General features: G+C 72.4%; 15 protein-coding genes and 1 pseudogene. 6 read left to right on the top strand and 10 right to left on the bottom strand.

From position 1 onward, the window contains the following. Positions 1-36: 36 nt before the first annotated feature. On the bottom strand, positions 37-630 hold the full coding sequence (locus IE265_RS36435) for a hypothetical protein (RefSeq protein WP_190040076.1): 594 nt from the start codon (positions 628-630) through the stop codon (positions 37-39). 491 nt (positions 631-1121) lie between these two features. Between IE265_RS36435 and IE265_RS36440 the strand changes: the two genes are divergently transcribed. Continuing rightward, positions 1122-2642 (top strand): glutamate-cysteine ligase family protein, encoded by a 1521-nt coding sequence (locus IE265_RS36440; protein ID WP_190040077.1) that lies wholly within the window; start codon positions 1122-1124, stop codon positions 2640-2642. Between the two features lie 132 nt (positions 2643-2774). On the opposite strand, the gene IE265_RS36445 is transcribed toward IE265_RS36440, so the two are convergent. Beyond that, the gene (locus IE265_RS36445; protein WP_190040078.1) at positions 2775-4544 is read right to left on the bottom strand and encodes a substrate-binding and VWA domain-containing protein; all 1770 of its coding nucleotides are present in this window, start codon (positions 4542-4544) and stop codon (positions 2775-2777) included. Between the two features lie 195 nt (positions 4545-4739). Here IE265_RS36445 and IE265_RS36450 point away from each other — a divergent pair, with 195 nt between their 5' ends. Continuing rightward, entirely contained in the window at positions 4740-5540 is an 801-nt protein-coding gene (locus tag IE265_RS36450) for a CPBP family intramembrane glutamic endopeptidase (protein WP_190040079.1), read from the top strand. Between the two features lie 111 nt (positions 5541-5651). On the opposite strand, the gene IE265_RS36455 is transcribed toward IE265_RS36450, so the two are convergent. Beyond that, positions 5652-6470: a PhzF family phenazine biosynthesis protein gene (locus IE265_RS36455; RefSeq protein WP_190040080.1), complete on the bottom strand. Its 819-nt coding sequence runs from the start codon at positions 6468-6470 to the stop codon at positions 5652-5654. 130 nt (positions 6471-6600) lie between these two features. Beyond that, the gene (locus IE265_RS36460) at positions 6601-7257 is read right to left on the bottom strand and encodes a hypothetical protein (RefSeq protein WP_229916941.1); all 657 of its coding nucleotides are present in this window, start codon (positions 7255-7257) and stop codon (positions 6601-6603) included. 248 nt (positions 7258-7505) lie between these two features. Here IE265_RS36460 and IE265_RS36465 point away from each other — a divergent pair, with 248 nt between their 5' ends. Further along, positions 7506-8147, top strand: a complete 642-nt coding sequence (locus tag IE265_RS36465; protein ID WP_190040082.1) for a PadR family transcriptional regulator — start codon at positions 7506-7508, stop codon at positions 8145-8147. Between the two features lie 176 nt (positions 8148-8323). On the opposite strand, the gene IE265_RS36470 is transcribed toward IE265_RS36465, so the two are convergent. After that, entirely contained in the window at positions 8324-8752 is a 429-nt protein-coding gene (locus tag IE265_RS36470; RefSeq protein ID WP_190040083.1) for a type II toxin-antitoxin system Rv0910 family toxin, read from the bottom strand. Positions 8753-8898: 146 nt separating this feature from the next. Then, the gene (locus IE265_RS36475) at positions 8899-9087 is read right to left on the bottom strand and encodes a hypothetical protein (RefSeq protein ID WP_190040084.1); all 189 of its coding nucleotides are present in this window, start codon (positions 9085-9087) and stop codon (positions 8899-8901) included. 195 nt (positions 9088-9282) lie between these two features. Between IE265_RS36475 and IE265_RS36480 the strand changes: the two genes are divergently transcribed. Continuing rightward, entirely contained in the window at positions 9283-9906 is a 624-nt protein-coding gene (locus tag IE265_RS36480) for a Clp protease N-terminal domain-containing protein (protein WP_190040085.1), read from the top strand. 321 nt (positions 9907-10227) lie between these two features. On the opposite strand, the gene IE265_RS36485 is transcribed toward IE265_RS36480, so the two are convergent. The 4 genes from IE265_RS36485 to IE265_RS36500 all read right to left on the bottom strand — a co-directional run bounded on the left by IE265_RS36485 (position 10228) and on the right by IE265_RS36500 (position 14715). Continuing rightward, positions 10228-11433, bottom strand: a complete 1206-nt coding sequence (locus IE265_RS36485) for an ROK family protein (protein ID WP_190040086.1) — start codon at positions 11431-11433, stop codon at positions 10228-10230. Positions 11434-11445: 12 nt separating this feature from the next. Next, entirely contained in the window at positions 11446-12735 is a 1290-nt protein-coding gene (locus tag IE265_RS36490) for a sugar ABC transporter permease (RefSeq protein WP_190040087.1), read from the bottom strand. Beyond that, the gene (locus IE265_RS36495) at positions 12732-13508 is read right to left on the bottom strand and encodes an ATP-binding cassette domain-containing protein (RefSeq protein ID WP_190040088.1); all 777 of its coding nucleotides are present in this window, start codon (positions 13506-13508) and stop codon (positions 12732-12734) included. The genes IE265_RS36490 and IE265_RS36495 overlap by 4 nt, the downstream gene beginning before the upstream one ends. A 112-nt stretch (positions 13509-13620) precedes the next feature. Beyond that, positions 13621-14715, bottom strand: coding sequence for a sugar ABC transporter substrate-binding protein (locus IE265_RS36500; protein ID WP_190040089.1), 1095 nt, complete (start codon positions 14713-14715; stop codon positions 13621-13623). A gap of 501 nt (positions 14716-15216) precedes the next feature. Between IE265_RS36500 and IE265_RS36505 the strand changes: the two genes are divergently transcribed. Together IE265_RS36505 and IE265_RS36510 are read left to right on the top strand one after the other, a co-directional pair. Next, the gene (locus IE265_RS36505; RefSeq protein WP_190040090.1) at positions 15217-16251 is read left to right on the top strand and encodes an EamA family transporter; all 1035 of its coding nucleotides are present in this window, start codon (positions 15217-15219) and stop codon (positions 16249-16251) included. A gap of 525 nt (positions 16252-16776) precedes the next feature. Further along, positions 16777-17837: pseudogene (locus IE265_RS36510) on the top strand (DMT family transporter). The last annotated feature ends 73 nt before the right edge of the window (positions 17838-17910 follow it).

Consider the following 17910-nt stretch of genomic DNA (forward strand, 5'->3'; position numbering starts at 1 on the left):
GGGGTCCGGCCTCGGGGCACGCGTGTCGGGGCGTGCTCAGGCGGGCGAGCCGAGCAGCGGGACAGTGGGCGCCGCGGTGAGCCTGAGGGTGAGGACGGGCAGCAACTCGGCCACGCGGTGCGGGCGGTGGGCGGCGATGCCGGGCGGGGCCGGGGCCAGGGGCACCAGGAGGTCGGTGGCCGCGGGGTGTCCCTCGGCGCCGTCGGCCTCGCTGTCGCCGTGCAGCCACAGCGTGAGCATGTAGAGCTCGGGTACGGACAGCAGGCGCGGCTGGTACGAGCCGGGCATGGTCTCGGCCTGGCGCAGGGCGCGTTCGGTCGAGGTGACATAGGGGCCCTCGAAGAAGTGCGAGAACGCCCAGCCGTCGGGCGTCAGCCTGGTGTCGGCGGCGGCGACGGCCCGTTCGCCCGCCCGGATGAGGAAGCGCCATCCGGACAGCCGGGTGGCGGAGTCGCCCTCGGGGGCGATCCGGTCGATCACGTGCACGGGCAGCGGGAGTTCGGGGGTGACGGGACCCTGTGCGGTGCGCAGGGACGGCGTGCGTGCCTCGCGGACGGCGGTCGGGGAACCTAGTGCCGTGAGGACGGAGCGCAGGGCGGGCGCGGGGGCCTGGGGGGCATGCAGCGGCATGGTGGGTCGCCTCTCATTCGACAGGCACAGGGTGGCGCGAGGGCGGGGGCGGACGGCTCTGTCAGCTCTCGGGTCAGAGGGGGCGGGTGCGATGACCACGAGCGCCGACTCTCTGCCTCGTTCGCGGAGTTTATACGACGCATGTTCAGACGTTGTTTCATCTATCCGCTCCGCGCATTAAAGGCAAGAGACAATTCGGTCGCCGTTACGCGTGTTTACTCCTGGTTCTGCGCGGGTAGCCGTTGGTGACCTCGGAATATGTCATCGAGGTGGACGGCCGGTTCTCGTCGGCGTTTTTCACGACAGTGCCGACCGCCGAAAAGCGCGGTGTCTCATGCCTGGTGAATGTGCCGGTGGGTACCTGCGTCGAGAGTAGCGGCCGGGGGGTCCGTCCGGGGCGTTATCGATCACATCGCCCGGGCATCATCCCCCGTGACCCGGGACACCAGCGGCCGGTTCGTCGGGCGGCCCAGTCGAGGAAGGACCCTTGGATGGGGGAGAAGGTCGTGGCAGCGTCGTTCGGCCTGTCCGATCGGCAGCATTATCGCGGCAAGCTCCAGCAGTGTCTTGCGGGGCTGGAGCGGTTGCTGGCGGAGCAGCGGTTCGACCGCCCCAAGAATCTGATGGGCCTGGAGATAGAGCTGAATCTCGCAGGCCCGGACGGCATGCCGAGAATGATGAATGCGCAAGTACTGGAGCGCATCGCGAGCCGCGATTTCCAAACAGAACTCGCCATGTTCAATCTGGAAGTGAACATAGCCCCTCACCGGTTGGGCGGGCGGGTATTCGACCGGTTGGCCGAGGAGTTGCGGACGTCGCTCGCATATGCCCACCGAAAAGCGAACGAGGTCGATGCGGGAATCGTGATGATCGGCATTCTGCCGACGCTCGCACGCGACGACCTGATCTCGGCGAACCTCTCGGACGTCGATCGCTACACGCTGCTGAACGACCAGATCGTGGCCGCCAGGGGCGAGGACTTCGCGCTCGACATCGACGGCGTGGAGCGGCTCAGCTGCACCTCGGCGTCGATCGCGCCCGAAGCGGCCTGCACCTCCGTGCAGTTGCACCTCCAGGTGACGCCCGCCCGCTTCGCCGACGTGTGGAACGCCGCGCAGGCCGTCGCCGCCGCGCAGATCGCCGTCGGCGCCAACTCGCCCTTCCTGTTCGGGCGTGAGCTGTGGCGGGAGTCGAGGCCCCCGCTGTTCCAGCAGTCCACCGACACCCGTCCGCCCGAGCTGCAGGCGCAGGGCGTCCGTCCCCGCACCTGGTTCGGGGAGCGGTGGATCTCGTCCGCGTACGACCTGTTCGAGGAGAACCTGCGCTACTTCCCGCCGCTGCTGCCGATCCGGGACGAGGAGGACCCGAAGCGGGTGCTCGACGAGGGGGGCATCCCCCGGCTCGCCGAACTCGTCCTGCACAACGGCACCATCTACCGCTGGAACCGGCCCGTGTACGGCATCGACGACGGTGTCCCGCACCTGCGGGTGGAGAACCGCGTCCTGCCCGCCGGGCCGACCGTCACCGACGTGGTCGCCAACGCGGCCTTCTACTACGGGCTCGTGCGCGCCCTCGCGGAGGAGGCGCGGCCCGTCTGGACCCGGTTGCCCTTCGAAGCGGCCGCCGTCAACTTCGACCAGGCCTGCCGGCACGGCATCGACGCCCGGCTGGAGTGGCCGCGGCGCGGCCGGTACGGCGGGACCACCGAGGTGCCGGCGGTTCAACTGGTCCGCGACGAACTGCTTCCGCTGGCCGCAGCGGGACTGGACGCGTGGGGTGTCGAACCGGCCGACCGGGACCTGTACCTCGGCGTGATCGAGGAGCGCTGCAAGCGGGGCGTCAACGGCGCCTCCTGGCAGTCCCGCACCTTCCGGCGCGCGCTGGACGACGGCCTGCACCGGGACGCCGCGCTCGCCGCCACGACGAGGCGGTACAGCGAGCTGATGCACTCCGGCGAGCCGGTGCACACCTGGCCGGTGGGGCTGCCGGAGCCGGCCCGCCCGCCGGCGTAGCGCCCGCCGGGACTCCCCGAAGCGCCCGGGGCGCCCAAGTCGTGCGGGGCGCACGGGAGTTCCGGTCCGCTCAGGTCCGCGACGCCCGTCGGCCCGCCGTGCGGGGTGCCGGGCGTCCGGTTCGTGCGGCGGTCAGTCGCGGTTGCCCGCGCGCACGACCGCCTTGAGGATCACCGAGTGGATCTGCGACGGATCGGTGACCAGGTGACCCGAACCGCCGGTCGCCCCGGCGATCTCGGAGAGCTCCTTGCGGTCGGCCTCGGGGCCCACGGCGATGGCGATCAGCGGCACCGGCCGCTCGGGGTCGGAGAGTCTGCGCAGCTCGGCCACCAGGTCGGAGCGCGACATGCTGCCGGGGTCCTGGTTCACGCCGTCGGTCAGCAGCACCAGGGCGTTGAACTTCCCCTTGGTGTAGGAGGCGGTGGCCGTCCGGTACGCCGCGAGGGTGGTGTCGTACAGGCCCGTCGCCCCGTCCGGGACGGGCTTCAGGGCGCGGAAGGCAGCCGACAGCCTCTCCCGCTGGCTGCTGTCGCCCACGAAGGCGCCGAGCCGGCGGGTGGGCACGGGGACGCGGTAGTCGCGCGACCCGTCGAGCCTCCGGGAGAACTCCCAGAGCCCGACCTCGTCCTCGGACGTGAAGGAGCCGAGAGCCTGGACCAGTGCCCCCTTGGTGACCTCCATGCGGGAGCGGTCCGTGCCCGGCACCGGCTTCGACATGGACGCGGAGACGTCGACGACGGTGGTGAACCGCGCGCTCTGCACGGTGATCGTCCACAGGCCGAGCGTCTCGTCGACCTCCTTGTCCTCGACCGGATCGGCGGGCAGTTCGCCGTAGGGCTGCGGCGCGCGGCCGCCCGCCTGCGCGATCAGCCGGTCCGGGACGTCGTCGTCGTCCGTGCGGAAGCCGTGCGACTCCAGGATGCGCCGGCCCTCGCGCTCGCCGAGCAGGGTCATGAACCGCAGCGCGGCCCGGCTCTCGTCCGTACTCAGCGAGGACTCGTCGACCAGCGCGAACGGGAAGTCGAGGCGCGGCGCCCCGTCCTTCGGATAGAACAGGTCGAGGGCGTCGCCGCTGTCCGCCGACTCGTTGTACGCGAACGCGGCCTGCTCGGAGAGGATCAGCGCCTGGTTGCGCTTCGGATCGCCCTGCTCGGTGCCGGAGAGGTCGCGCGGCAGGGTGTCCAGCACCTGTCCGTCGGTGGCGGAGGCCCGCTGCGAGAGCGCCTTCGCCGTGGCCGCGGTCCGGGTGTCGCCGTCCTCGGCGCCGTCGGCCGAGTGGGCCAGCTGGGTCAGCGCGAGCAGGCCGGTCGCGCTGCGCGTCGGATCGCCGGAGCCCAGCCGCAGCCGGTCGCCCGCCGTGGCCGCACCGGCCAGCTCGCTCCAGCTGTACGTCCTGCCCGGCCAGCCGAGGGACTCCGCGGCCGAGGGCACCATCGCGACGCCGACCGGCGAGGCGGCGACCGTGCCCGCCGGGGTCACGGGGATCGAGGTGTCGTCCGACAGGATGCGGTTCACCCATACGGTGGAGTCCGGCACCCAGGCCTCGTACGCGGCGTCCTTCCGCTTCTCGGACCGCAGGGCGTCCGTCACCTCGTACGCCTCGCGCGCGGTCACGTCGACGTCCACGCAGCTGCCGTCGCTCGTCACGTCGTTGTCCCGGGCGTACTCGGCGGCCTCCTCCAGCGCGGGCGCGATGCCCGGGGCGGCGGCGACCCGGATGCGCACGGCGTTGTCCCAGCAGTTCGACCCGAAGGGGAGCAGGCCGCCCCGTACGGCGCCCACGGCACCCGCGGCTGCGGCGAGCGCGAGGGCGGTCGCGAGCGCCGCACGGCGGCGTCGCGCGCGTCGGCGGGGGCCGGTGGCACCCGACCGCAACCCGTCGGGCAAGCTGTGACGTCCCATGGCGGTGGTGCCTCTCCCTGGTCGAGCCTGAAGCCGCTGGAGCCGTGAAAGGGCCTGGTGGCGTGGCGCACAGGGAGGTCGTCCTCAGGGCGTCCGTCTACCGACGGCCTGTCGCGCACGGTCTTCGCAACTGCTTTCGAGACCCTAGCGGGACCGGCATGGGGATGAGGCGGGATTACTCAACTGGAGGCTGGGGTGCAGGCGGAGACGTTGGCGGGGGACGGTTCTTTTCCCGAGGAGCGGTTGACGCGGCGGATCCTTCGCGACGAGACGCTGCTCGTCCTCGCGCTGTCGCTCGGCGCGAGCGGGGTCTCCGCGCTGATCAGCTTCGTCGGGTCGGTGACCCGGCCCGGCGGTCTCAAGGACCAGGCGGCGACGCTCAACGCGTCGGCCGCGCCGGGCCGCCCCTGGCTCGACCTGGCGTGGCAGCTGTTCGGGATCGCGTCCGCGCTGGTGCCGGTGGCCCTGGTCGCGCACCTCCTGCTGCGTGAGCGGGCCGGGCTGCGCACGATCGGCTTCGACCGGACCCGGCCGTGGTTCGACCTCGCGCGGGGTGCCGCGATCGCCGCGGTGATCGGCAGTTCGGGCATCGCCTTCTACCTGGCGGCCAGGGGGATCGGCTTCAACCTCACGGTCGTGCCCGAGGCGCTGCCCGACGTGTGGTGGAAGTATCCGGTGCTGATCCTCTCGGCCCTCCAGAACTCGGTGGTGGAGGAGGTCATCGTCGTCGGCTATCTGCTGCGCCGCCTGGGGCAGTTGGGCTGGACCCCGATGGCGGCGCTGATCGCGAGTTCGGTGCTGCGCGGCTCCTACCACCTGTACCAGGGCATCGGCGGGTTCATCGGGAACATGGTGATGGGCGTCGTCTTCGTCTACCTTTACCGCCGTTGGGGCCGGGTGGGACCGCTGGTGGTCGCGCACTCGCTGCTCGACATCGGGGCGTTCGTCGGGTACGGGCTGCTGGCGGGGAAGGTGGACTGGCTGCCCACGGCGTGAGGCCGGTGACCGGCCGGGGTGCCGGGCGGTCACGCGTACGGGCCCCTGTACGTGGCGTGCGGCGACCGGGACCACCGCGGTCCCGAGCGGCGTACGGGACGGCCCGGGCCGCTACGCCAGGAGTTCGCCGTCGATGACGGTGACCGCGCGGCCCGTGAGCAGTGTGCGGTCGCCGCGGAGCGCGGTGCGGACGAGCCCGGAGCGGGCCGAGGCCTGGAGCCCGGTCAGTTCGTCGCGGCCCAGGCGCTCGGACCAGAAGGGCGCCAAGGCCGTGTGGGCGCTCCCCGTGACGGGGTCCTCCGCGATGCCGACGTTCGGGAAGAAGCAGCGTGAGACGAAGTCGTGGCCGCGGGACGGGTCCCCCGCGCGGGCCGTGGCGATGACGCCCCGCTCGGAGTGGCGGGCGAGCGACCGGAGGTCGGGCGCGAGGCCCAGCACCGTTCCCTCATCGGCGAGTTCGACCAGCAGGTCGCCGACGTTCGGTCCGGTGTCGTACGTGCTGAGCGGCTCGGCGCCCAGCGCCCCGGCGAGGCCCGGCGGCACCGGGACGGCGGTCAGCGGGGCGGTCGGGAAGTCCAGCGTGATGGACCCGTCGTCGTGCGTCGTCGCGACGAGCACCCCGCTCCGCGTGGCGAACCGTACGGGCCCGTCGGCCTTCCCCGTGCCGGCCAGCACGTGGGCGGTGGCGAGCGTCGCGTGGCCGCACATCGCCACCTCGGCGACCGGGGTGAACCAGCGCAGCGCCCAGTCCGCCCCGCCGCCCGCCGGGAGGGGGTGGGCGAACGCCGTCTCGGCGTGGTTGACCTCCAGCGCCACGTTCTGGAGCCAGGTGTCGTCCGGGAAGGACGTCGAGGCTTCGAGCAGCAGGACCCCGGCCGGGTTCCCGGCGAAGGGGCGGTCGGTGAAGGCGTCGACGATTCGAATCCGCATGGGCCAGACGGTAGGCGCCGGCCGGCGGTCCGGGCCAAGGCCAATCCGGGTCGCGTGGACCCACGCAGCCGACCCGGACGCGTGCCACGCGCGGCTGGCCAGGGCGTCCGGGACATGCGCAAGACGGTGTTCACGCCCGTTCGGAACCGAGTGGCGTTGGCGGTATGCCCGGCGCGGGCAGGGCGAGAACGCGGGCAAGGGCGGCGGTCAGAGGAGCGGAGTGGTCAGGCAGGTGCTCGGCAATCCAGTCCGTTGCTGCCGCGAGGAACTCGGTCAGGTCGCGCTCGGCGCCGGCGAGCAGATGGCGGAGCTCGGCGACCGACAGCTCGATCATGGGACTGTCGTCCCGGTCGGTGTCGACGGTGAGGCGGACGGTATCCCCGAGCCGCTCGGCCAGCGACGGCTCCGGATCGTGGCCGTACCCGACTACGCCGCTGCCGTCGACGACCTGGTACCAGTCGTGCCAGTCCTCCAGTCCGTCGCAGCAGCCGGGCGGGAAGGAGATGCCCGTGGAGTTGTCCGTGACGCGCAGGCCGCCCGCCGCGTAAGGGCTGTCGAGGTTCAGCAGTCCGTGGAGGAAGCCGCTGAGAGGCTCGGCCGGCCGCGGTGGGAGGTCGTCGTCGTCCGCGGGGTCCACGTCGTTGCAAGCGGCGATACGCATGAGCGCCGTCCCGATCTCGGCGGGTGAGAGCCTGCCGCTGAGCGGCAGGAAGCGGAACTGCTCGGTCTCGGCGACAGGCCAGAGGTCGAAGCCATCAGGGGTGTTCATCTCCAGGACGGGCTGCATCACGATCACCTGGCGAAGTGTTCTCCATCCGTCGCCGATCCCGCCGGCCCGATCACCTTCGGCGAGATGGATGGGGCGGTGGCCCATCTCCACCGAGAGAAGCCGTCGGCGACCCGGCTTCGCTGGGACGCGCCCCGGCTGCGATGAGGCAAGTCACCGGACCAGGCAGGGCCAGGGGTTGTCGGGCGAGCTATTCCGATATATCGTTGACGCATCGCGACAGATCAACGATGGATGGAGTGATTGCGATGCGTTCCCATGGAGAGGAATACGGACCGGGCTTCGGACCCGGTCAAGGACGTGGACGCGGCGGTCCCGGCCACCCCGGTCGGGGCGGCTTCGAGGGGCGGCGTGCCGCCTTCGGCCCCTTCGGGCCCGGCTTCGGTGGTCCCGGCTTCGGCCCCGGGCCCTGGGGCGGCGGGCGCGGCGGCCGGGGCGGACCGCGGGGCAGGGCGCGGCGCGGTGACGTACGCGCGTCGATCCTGGCTCTGCTCAAGGACCGGCCCATGCACGGCTACGAGATGATCCAGGAGATCGCCGAGCGCAGTGGCGGGGCGTGGAAGCCCAGCCCGGGCTCGGTGTACCCGACGCTTCAACTGCTGGAGGACGAAGGCCTGATCAGCAGCGCGACCGACGGGGGCAAGAAGCTGTTCTCGCTCACCGACGACGGTCGCGCGGCGGCCGACGAGGGGCCCGACGCGCCCTGGGAGGACGCCGGGCGCGGGGTCGACTGGGAGGCGCTGAGCGACATCCGGCAGGCCGGCTTCGGTCTGATGGAGGCGTTCGGCCAGGTCTGGAAGACCGGCAGCAAGGAGCAGCGGGAGAAGGCGCTGTCCGTGATCAACGACGCCCGGAAGAAGCTGTACCTGATCCTCGCCGACGAGGACTGATGGCTCCTGGGCGGGGGCCGACCGGGGGGTATTCCGCTTGCGGAGTACCCCCCTTCACGTGTGTCGCGTCCGGGGGACGGGCTTCGCGGGTTCCGTCGCGCGGGCGGTCGCCGCGGGTGGTCCGGCCGGCCGCGACCGTGCTCGTGCCCGGGCGGGCGACCGGGCCGGGGGCGGGCTCAGGTCACCAGTCCGCCGAGCTTGCGCAGCGACTCGTGGAGCGCCGCCGTCGCCGAGTCCTTGAGTTTGCCCGCCATCAACGAGACGGCCGCACCCGTGAACTCGCCGTCGATCCGGACCGTGGTGGCGTCGCCCTCCGGGATCAGCGTGTACCGCGTGGAGACGACGACGGCCATCGGGCCCTTGCCGCGGATCGCCAGTGTGCGCGCGGTCTCCAACTCCTCGATCGTCCAGTTCACCTCGGCCGGGAAGCCCATCAGCCTCATGTTCTCCTCGAAGGTGCCGCCGACCTCGAGCTTCTGGGGGCCGCCCTTCGGGAAGCTGGTGTGGGTGGAGTTCCACTCCCCGTACGAGGAGAAGTCCGTGAGTCGGTCCCAGACCTTCTCGGCCGGTGCCTCGATCCGTGCTTCCGCGCTGACTTCGGCCATGCGACCACCCCTCGACTCGGGTGCTGCGCCGGGCGCAGCTGGCTACGGTGTCGCGGAAGGTAGCCGCAGGGTCGTCAACATTCAATACTGATGAACTGTCAGAAAGTGCGAATGGCAAGGCGGTCGGCGTCGCGCGGGCGGCCGGCTCAGCCGACCCTGCGTATCACCGCCACGTCGAACAGGTCGCAGGCCCGCGGGAACGGACCCTCGTCGTGGCAGTGCCAGGCATCCCAGAACAGATCGGCGGGGAGGGCGTCCTCGGGAGCGTGGACGCGGTACACGTACTGTCTGCCGTCGATCGCCGGCAGGGCCACCAGCCAGCACCCGCTCCCCATGCTCCTGTGGACGAACCCGGGATCGCCGCGGTTGCGCCCGGGCGCGGGGCAAGGCGGCGCGCGCCCGGGCGGGCGGAAACGGCCCGATCTCATCCGTGAGGAGGAGGGCCGCGCGGTGATGCCCACCCTCCGTGGGACGGGGGAATGCTTCCCGGCGGGGATGACGTGGCGTCCCGTGGTTGATGGGGTGGGGGTGTGCGATCCCGTATTCCCCACCAGCAGAGCGCGGAGGGCGTGGCCCTTCGCGTGGACATCGAGGGCCGCCTCGACGCGGAGTCGGCAGCGGTGGTCGCAGGCGCGCGCAGAAGGGCCCTGCGGGACGGGGACCGGCAGATCGACACGGCGCATCTCCTGCACACGCTCCTGGAGTCCGACCCCGAGGTGCGGGCGGCCTTCGGCGGCGGTCCGCAGGTCGCCCGGCTGCTGGGGTACCTCGTGCAGCGCAGCATCGGCTACGGCCTGCGCTGGCAGAGCACCGTCGAGGACTCGGGCGCGGTGCCGGCGGTGGTCGGGGAGGGCTGGTCGCCGGTGGCCGCCGCCGCGCTGGAGGCGGCCCACGTGCGCGCTGTCGGGCGGGGCGCCGGGCTCGCAGGCCCGGTCGACCTGCTCGCGGCGATCGTGGCCGAGCCCGCGTCGCGGGCGGTCGAGGTGCTGAGGCGCACGGGTGTCGACGCGCCCGTGCTGCCCGTGCCGCTGGTCCTGCCGGTGCTGGTGGACGAGGCGGTGGGGGCCGAGGGCGCGGCGGAGCGCGGTGTCGCCGGGCAGGGGTCCTCCGGCCCGCGGGCCCGGGGCGCGGAGCCGGCCGGTGACGCGGGCTGAGCGGACGAGGGCGCGGACGGGCAGGGCCCCTGAGCCAGAGGGCTGCCCCTGAGGCAGCGGGCCCTGAGTCAGGAGGCCCGGAGTCAGGAGGCCCGGAGTCAGGAGGCCCGGAGTCGGGAGGCCCGGAATCAGGGGACTCGGAGTGTGGGGACCGGAGTCGCGGGCCCGGAGTCTGTGGGCCGGGAGCCGCCGGGAGTCGCCGGGAGTCTGGGGAGGGCGGAGGGCCCGGGCCGGGGGAGCGGGCCGACCGGCCGGTTCCAGGAGTTCCGGGGTGCTTGGGGGCCGCCGGCGGGGATGAGCCCGTACCCGTGGACCCGCCCGCTACGCGCCGGTGCGGGCCAGCGTCTCCAGCGGGCCGACCAGGATCTCGGAGAAGGCGAGTTCGGCGGCTCCGACCAGCACCGCGTCGTCGCCGAGTTCCCCGACGCGCAGCCGGAGGTGCTCCCGGGCGGCACCGAGGGCGTGGCTGTTGATACGGCTCCGGATCTGCGCGGCCGAGCCGAGGAACACCTCGCGGAGCGTGCCGCCGAAGATCACGGTCCGCGGGTTGAGGATGTTGACCAGGCCGCCGACGGCGATGCCGAGCCAGTCACCGACGTCGTGCAGCGCGGCGCGGGCGCTGATGTCGCCCCGGTCGGCCGCCTCGACGACGGCGCGCACGGCGTCCCGGCCGGTGGCCGAGGGATCGCGCCGGGCGGCCTGGAGCAGCGCGCGCTCACCGGCCTCGGACTCCAGACAGCCGCGCGCCCCGCACCCGCAGGGTCTGCCGCCCCGCGGGTTGACGACCATGTGGCCGATCTCGCCGCCGTAACCGCCGTCCCCGCCGAGCAGTTGCCCGCCGGCGATGATGCCTCCGCCGATGCCGATGTCGCCGTGCAGGTACAGCAGGTCCTGGCAGCCGGTGCCCGCGCCGCGCAGGTGCTCGGCGACGGCCCCGAGGTTGGCCTCGTTCTCGACCGAGACGGGCAGGCCGAGGCCCAGCCGGCGGGTGAGGTCCTCGCCGAACTCCTCCTCCTTCCAGCCGATGTGGGCGGCGGAGCGGACCACACCGTCGGACCGCCGCACCAGACCGCGGACCGCGGCACCCAGGCCGACGCACAGGGTGCCGTCCCGGGCGGTGTCCATCAGCTGCCGAGCGAAACCGGCGAGGACGTCGGCCACCTCGCCGGAGTCGAAGCCACCGCGCGGCCAGGGGGTCTCCCGCCGGCCGAGGAAGACCCCGCCGAGACCGATCCGCGCGGCGGCCAGGCGGTCAACGCCCACGTCGAAGGCGAGGACGTACACCCGGTCGGACTCGGGCCGGACGACGAGGGACGGACGCCCCGCCCTGCCGGTGTCCTGGGGGAGCTCCTCACGAATGAGGCCGGCCGAGGACAGTTCGCTGACCAGGCCCAGGATCGTGCTGCGGTTGAGGCCCATGCGGTCGGCCAGTACGGCCCGTGAGGTGGAGCCGCCGAGGTGCACATGGCGGAGCAGCGTGCCGAGATTGTGCCGGCGGATCTCCTCCTGCGAGGGACCGGCTTTCATGACGCCTCGACCTCATCGTCGTACGGCCCGGCGACGGGACAACGCGTCCACGCCCGCGGCCACCAGCAGAACCGAACCCGTGACAGCGTACTTGACCCCTGAGCTGTAGCCCATGAGGCCCATGCCGTTCTGGATGACCGCCACCACCATGCCGCCGAGCACCGCGTCCATGACCCGGCCCCGGCCGCCGAACAGGCTCGTACCGCCGATCACCGCTGCCCCGACGGCCAGCAGCAGGACATTGCTGCCGCCCGTGTTGGGGTCGACCGAGTTGCCGCGGGACGCGGCGACGATGCCGCCGACCGCGGCCAGGGACGAGCAGATGACGAACGCGGAGACACGGATGGCCGCCACGTTGATGCCCGCCCGCCGGGCGGCCTCCGCGTTGCCCCCCACCGCGTAGATGTGCAGTCCGAAGGACGTGCGTTGGAGTACGAACGTGCCGGCGACGAGCAGGACGGCGATGACCGGAACCACGATCGGCACGCCCTTGAGCGAGTCCACGATGATGTTGCGGCTGCGCTCCCGGTTGAGCAGGTGGACGGCGATCGAGCCGAGCACCGCGAGACCGCCGATCCTGACGGCGAGCAGGGCGGGCGGAGCGGTGGCGAGCCCCCGCCTGCCGCGGTTGCGGTTCTGCCGGAGCTGTACCGCCGCGTAGGCCGTGACGCCGGTCGCCAGCAGCGCCCAACCGAGCGCGGGGGAGAGGTTGTCGTTCGCGACGGCCAGGATCGTCTCGTCGCGGATGGAGATGTTGGTCCCCTCCTTCAGCAGCATCAGCACGACGCCCTGGAAGGCCAGGAAGGCGGCCAGTGTGACGACGAAGGACGGAATGCCGACCTTCGCCACCAGCAGTCCGAGTACCAGGCCGATGAACGTGCCGGTGAGGATCGCCGCTCCGACCGCGCCGTACCAGGGCCAGCCGTGGTCGGTGAGGAGGATCGCGAGAACGGCGGCGCAGACCCCGCTCGCGTACCCGGCGGACAGGTCGATCTCGCCGAGGAGGAGGACGAAGACCAGTCCCATGGCTATGGCGATGCTGCCCGTGCCCTGGGTGAGCAGGTTGGCGAAGTTCAGCTCGGACAGGAAGACCGGGCGCAGGGAGGCGAAGAAGACGCAGAGCACGACCAGGCCGAGGACTGCGGGCAGCGCGCCCAACTCGCCGCCGCGCAGGCGCGCGACGTAGTCGCGGCCGACCGAGCGCAGACTCGCCGTTCCGGCCGTGGCGCGCTTGTGCGGGACGCCGGGCCGCTCGGGCTCCTCGGGCCTTTCGGGCTTCTCGGGGGCGACGGCTGCGCTCATGGGGTGGCTCCGTTGGTGTGTACGAGGCCGAGGTCTCCGCTGCGGCCCGAGGTGATCAGCTCGACGATCTGGGAGTGCGTCACGTCCGAGGCCTTGACCTGGGCGGCCATCCGGCCCAGGTACAGGGCGGCGATCCGGTCGGACACCGCGAAGACGTCGTTCATGTTGTGCGAGATCAGGACCACGGCGAGGCCGTTGTCGGCGAGCCGCCGCACCAGTTCGAGGACTTGCGCGGTCTGCGCCACACCGAGCGCCGCGGTGGGCTCGTCGAGGACCACGACCTTGCTGTTCCACAGCACGGCCTTGGCGATGGCCACGGTCTGCCGCTGGCCACCGGACAGGCTGGAGACCTGCTGGCGGATGGACTTGACGGTCCGCACCGAGAGCCCTTCCAGGGTCCTCGCGGCCATCTCCTCCATCGTCGCGTCGTCCAGGACGAGTCCGCGGCGCTTCTCCCGGCCCAGGAACATGTTCTGGACGATGTCCAGGTTGTCGCACAGGGCCAGGTCCTGGTAGACGATCTCGACCCCCATCGCGGCGGCGTCGCGCGGACTGTGGACCTGGACCCGCTCTCCCTCGAACCAGTACTCGCCGCCGTCGAACGGGTGGATTCCGCCGATGCACTTCACCAGGGTGGACTTGCCCGCCCCGTTGTCGCCGACGAGGGCGGTCACCTCCCCGGGATGGACATCGAAGGCCACGTCGTGGAGCACCTGCACAGGGCCGAAACTCTTCTCGATCCCCCGCAGTCGAAGGATCGGGGTCGCTGTCATGGAAGACGGCTCCTTACTGTGGTGAGGTCACGGGCCCCGGGAGGCCGTGCGTCCCGGGGCCCGCGAAGGGCTCGTCGGGCCGGCGGCTGGGCCGGCCGGAGCGCAGGGAGGGCTAGTTGACGCCGGCCTCGGCGCAGAGCTCGGCGAACTTGCCCTTGCACAGTTCGTCCTTGGTGACGAAGCCGTCGGCGACCACGTCCTTGACGTTGTCCTTGTAGATGGCCACCGGTGTCTCCAGTACGGACGCCACCTTCCGCTTGCCCTCGGGGTCCTCCACGGTCGCGTTGGTCTTGCCCTTCTGGCCCTTGGCGAGGGACACGGCGAGTGCGGCGGTGGCGTCGGCCTCCTTCTTGACGGCCTTGTAGACGGTCATGCACTGGTCGCCCGCCAGGATGTTCTGCAGGCCCTGCACGGTGGCGTCCTGGCCCGTGACCGGCACCTCGCCGTTGCGGTTCTGCTTGCGCAGCACCGCGATCGCCGCGTTGCCGAGGCCGTCGTTGGCGGCGAGCACACCGCCGATCTTCGGCTCGCTGGTGAGCATCTGCTCGAAGACCGTGCCTGCTTGGGCGTTGTCCCAGTCGGGGACGGACTGGTCGGGACCCTTGACGTACTCCCCGGCCGCGTACTTCGGGTCGAGGACGCCGTTGTAGCCCTCGGCGAAGAGGGTGGCGTTGTTGTCGGTCGGGGAGCCGTTGAGGGTGGCGACGATCGGCTTCTTCGCCTTCATGTCGCTCAGGCACTTGCTCAGGCCCTCGCCCTGCAGTTTGCCGACCGCGTTGTTGTCGAAGCTCACGTAGTACTGGGCGGAGCCGCCGAGCGTGAGCCGGTCGTAGTCGATGGTGGCCACGCCCTGCGACTTGGCCTTGTCCAGGACGGCCTTGCCGGTTCCGCTGTCCAGGTTCACGATCACCAGGACGTTGACGCCGCTGGTGATCATCTGGTCCGCGATGGTCTGGAACTGCTGCTTGTCGCCCTGTGCGTTCTGGATGTCGTAGTCGACGCCCGCCGCCTTGAAGGCCTCGGACAGGTACTTGCGGTCCGCGGTCTCCCAGCGTGCCGACGACTTGCTGTCCGGGAGGATGACGCCGATCTTCGCCTTCTTGGCGTCGGAGCCGGAGCTGTCGTCGTCCGCCGAGTCGCCGCCGCAGGCGGTGAGCGACGTGCTCAGGGTTACTGCCGCGGCGATGAGGAGGAGTCCCTTGCGCATGGGCAGGGTCCTTTCTGGTGTTACGGCCGGACATCCGGACGCGCGAGGGTGTTGAGGGGGGAGAGGGGAACACTCTCGGAGGAATTGCCGGTTCTCGGGTGATCCGCCCGGTTGAATGTTGTGAGCGGGAACTTACGGCGCGGTCGAGCGCGGGCGCCAGGGGTGTGTAGCCAGAATTTGTCATCCGCCATAACAATTGGGTGACGCCGTCGGGATGCGGCCCGGTCCGCCCAAGTGGCCTTCGGTGAAGGGATGTTGGTCGGGTGCTCGCGTGGTGGGGTCGTGCGTGGAGGTGACTGGGTGTCGTGCTCGCCGGGAGGATCTCCTGCTGGGGTCCGGGGTCCGGGGTCCGGGGTCCGGGGTCCGGGGTCCGGGGACGGGGATCCGGCGTCCGGGGTGTCGCGGGGTGGGCGCGATCCGGGGCGTACGGCAGGGGCGGGACGTCCAGTCGTCGAGACAGGTGTCATTGGGGATGACGCTCATGTCGTCGCCTGTCATCATGTGCCGGTGCATACGTCTGAAAGCAGTCAGCTCCACCGGGGGCGGGGCGTCGGGCTGGGTCTCGCGCTCGGGTCGGCGGTCGCCTTCGGTGGCTCCGGTGTCGCGGCCAAGCCGCTGATCGAGGCGGGACTCGACCCGCTGCACGTGGTGTGGCTGCGTGTGGCCGGTGCCGCCCTGGTGATGCTGCCGCTGGCCGTGCGCCACCGGCGCCTGGTGCGCGAGCGCCCCGCACTGCTCGCGGGGTTCGGCCTGCTCGCCGTGGCCGGTGTCCAGGCCTTCTACTTCGCGTCGATCTCGCGGATTCCCGTCGGGGTGGCGCTGCTCGTCGAGTACCTGGCGCCCGCGCTCGTCCTCGGGTGGGTGCGGTTCGTGCAGCGGCGGCCGGTGACCCGGGCGGCGGCGCTGGGTGTCGTCCTGGCCGTGGGCGGCCTCGCCAGTGTCGTCGAGGTGTGGTCGGGGCTGAGCTTCGACGCCGTCGGCCTGCTGCTCGCGCTCGGCGCCGCCTGCTGCCAGGTCGGCTACTTCGTCCTGGCCGACCAGGGCGGGGACGCGGGGGACGAGGCGCCGGACCCGCTGGGGGTCATCGCGTACGGACTGCTCGTCGGCGCGCTCGTCCTGACGGCGGTCGCGCGGCCGTGGGGGATGGACTGGTCGGTCCTCGGCGGGAACGCCGACCTGGACGGAACCTCCGTCGCGGCCTCACTGCTGATCGGCTGGATCGTGCTCGTCGCCACCGTCGTCGCGTACGTCACCGGGGTGTTGTCGGTGCGCAGGCTGTCCCCGCAGGTCGCGGGCGTCGTGGCCTGCCTGGAGGCGGTCATCGCGACCGTGCTCGCCTGGGTGCTGCTCGGCGAGCACCTGTCCGCGCCGCAGATCATCGGCGGCGGGGTCGTACTCCTCGGAGCGTTCATCGCGCAGTCGTCCACGCCGTCCGGGAAGCCGAACTCGCCGGTGGCGGGCGGCACCGGGGAAGCGGTCGGGGCGGGCGGGGGCGGCGAGGAAAAGGAACTGACCGCGCGTGGCACCGCCGTCTAGGGTGCCGGTCATGCATCCGCACGTGCTGGTCCTTCCGCCTCCGGCGGTCTGAGTCGGGCCACCGGGACTCCGCGGGGCCGCCCGGCGGACCGGTGCTGCCCGCGTACGAGTCCGAGGACCCTTCGCGCCCCGGCGGTGACGGTGCCCCGGCGGTCAAGTCGCCCGAGTCGCCCTCGTGCCCGGCCGACGCGTCCACGCGCACCCGGCCACCCGGTCGGGACGGCCGCGGCGGACCGCGACGGTGGGGATGACGGCGGGGATGACGGCGGCGGCCGAAGCGGCCGTGACGTCCGAGCGGTCCGAAGCCTCGGGGCGGTCGCCGGGCGGTGCGCCTCGCGCGGTCCGGTCGCCGTAGCGGCCACCGGACCGGTCGGGTCGCGCCCGGCGTGGCCGCCGCCGGGCCGGTCGCCCGCGCGGGGCCGCCGAGGCCGTCCCCTTGCGGTGCCCCCCCGACCGCCGAGGCGTCGTCCCGCGGACTGCGACGTGGTCCCTTCCCGAACATCTGCGCAGTTGCGGAGAGCACACGTGTCGAATTCCGTCGCAGGCCTGCCCGTCGGGCGAGGCCTGTTCTATCTGGTCGTCGCCGGTGTCGCCTGGGGCACTGCGGGCGCGGCCGCCTCGCTCGTCTTCCGGGCCGGCGACATGGGCCCCGTCGCCCTGTCCTTCTGGCGCTGCGCCTGCGGCCTCGCCCTGCTGCTCGCCGCGCGGTCCCTGCGCCGCCCGCGTGCCGCCCGAGGCGACCGCCGGTACGTGGCCGAGCGCCCCGCCGCCGCACGGTGCTGCTGCGGACCGGGGCGACGGGGCTGGGGCTCGCGGTCTTCCAGACCGCCTACTTCGCCGCCGTCGGGTCCACCGGACTCGCGGTGGCCACCGTCGTCACCCTCGGCTCCGGACCCGTGCTCATCGCGCTCGGCGCGCGGCTGACCATGGGGGAGCGACTGGGCCGCGGCGGGCGCGCCGCCGTCGTGGGGGCGCTCGCCGGGCTCGTGGTCCTGGTGCTCGGCGGCGGAGGCGTCACGGTCCGGCCGGCGGGCGTGGGGCTCGCCCTCGTGTCCGCCGCCGGGTACTCGGCCATGACGGTGCTGACCCGCCGATGGGGGCGCTCCGGTGGTACCGACGCCTCGGCCACGACCGTGGGGGCGTTCGCCGTCACGGCCGTGTGCCTGCTGCCGTTCGCTCTGGTGGAAGGTCTGGTCCCGCACACCGACGACCCCGTACGGGTCGCCGTGCTGGTGGCGTTCGTCGCCGCCGTGCCGACGGCGCTCGCGTACGCGCTGTACTTCGCGGGCGCGGCTGTCGTCCGTTCGGCCACCGTCTCCGTGGTCATGCTCCTCGAACCGGTGAGTGCCGCGTTGCTCGCCGTCACGCTGCTCGGCGAGCACCTGACCGCGGCGACGGTCGTCGGTACGTCGCTCATGCTCGGCTCGGTCGCCGGGCTCGCGTTCGCCGAGGCACGGGGCGCGGGATCCGTACGCGGGGAGCCGGGGCCGGACCCCGAGTCCGAGCCGGAGCCGGAGCCGGGCCCCGAGTCCGAGCGGGAGCCGGAGCAGGAGTCCGAGTCCGAGCGGGAGCCGGTGCGGGGTTGAGCCGTTGGGTGCCGGGGCGGCCGTACCGCCCCGGGTCCCCCGCCGTGCGGGCCCACCCCGGTAGGGCCCGCAC

Source organism: Streptomyces fructofermentans (assembly GCF_014651055.1).
Taxonomy (GTDB): Bacteria; Actinomycetota; Actinomycetes; order Streptomycetales; family Streptomycetaceae; genus Streptomyces; species Streptomyces fructofermentans.

Coding starts and splice junctions, on each gene's coding strand:
- IE265_RS36490 (WP_190040087.1), bottom strand. CDS start 12,735: ATGAGCGCAGCCGTCGCCCCCGAGAAGCCCGAAAGGCCCGAGGAGCCC.
- IE265_RS36485 (WP_190040086.1), bottom strand. CDS start 11,433: ATGAAAGCCGGTCCCTCGCAGGAGGAGATCCGCCGGCACAATCTCGGC.
- IE265_RS36455 (WP_190040080.1), bottom strand. CDS start 6,470: ATGCGGATTCGAATCGTCGACGCCTTCACCGACCGCCCCTTCGCCGGG.
- IE265_RS36475 (WP_190040084.1), bottom strand. CDS start 9,087: ATGGGGAGCGGGTGCTGGCTGGTGGCCCTGCCGGCGATCGACGGCAGA.
- IE265_RS36435 (WP_190040076.1), bottom strand. CDS start 630: ATGCCGCTGCATGCCCCCCAGGCCCCCGCGCCCGCCCTGCGCTCCGTC.
- IE265_RS36470 (WP_190040083.1), bottom strand. CDS start 8,752: ATGGCCGAAGTCAGCGCGGAAGCACGGATCGAGGCACCGGCCGAGAAG.
- IE265_RS36445 (WP_190040078.1), bottom strand. CDS start 4,544: ATGGGACGTCACAGCTTGCCCGACGGGTTGCGGTCGGGTGCCACCGGC.
- IE265_RS36495 (WP_190040088.1), bottom strand. CDS start 13,508: ATGACAGCGACCCCGATCCTTCGACTGCGGGGGATCGAGAAGAGTTTC.
- IE265_RS36460 (WP_229916941.1), bottom strand. CDS start 7,257: ATGCAGCCCGTCCTGGAGATGAACACCCCTGATGGCTTCGACCTCTGG.
- IE265_RS36500 (WP_190040089.1), bottom strand. CDS start 14,715: ATGCGCAAGGGACTCCTCCTCATCGCCGCGGCAGTAACCCTGAGCACG.
- IE265_RS36440 (WP_190040077.1), top strand. CDS start 1,122: ATGGGGGAGAAGGTCGTGGCAGCGTCGTTCGGCCTGTCCGATCGGCAG.
- IE265_RS36465 (WP_190040082.1), top strand. CDS start 7,506: ATGCGTTCCCATGGAGAGGAATACGGACCGGGCTTCGGACCCGGTCAA.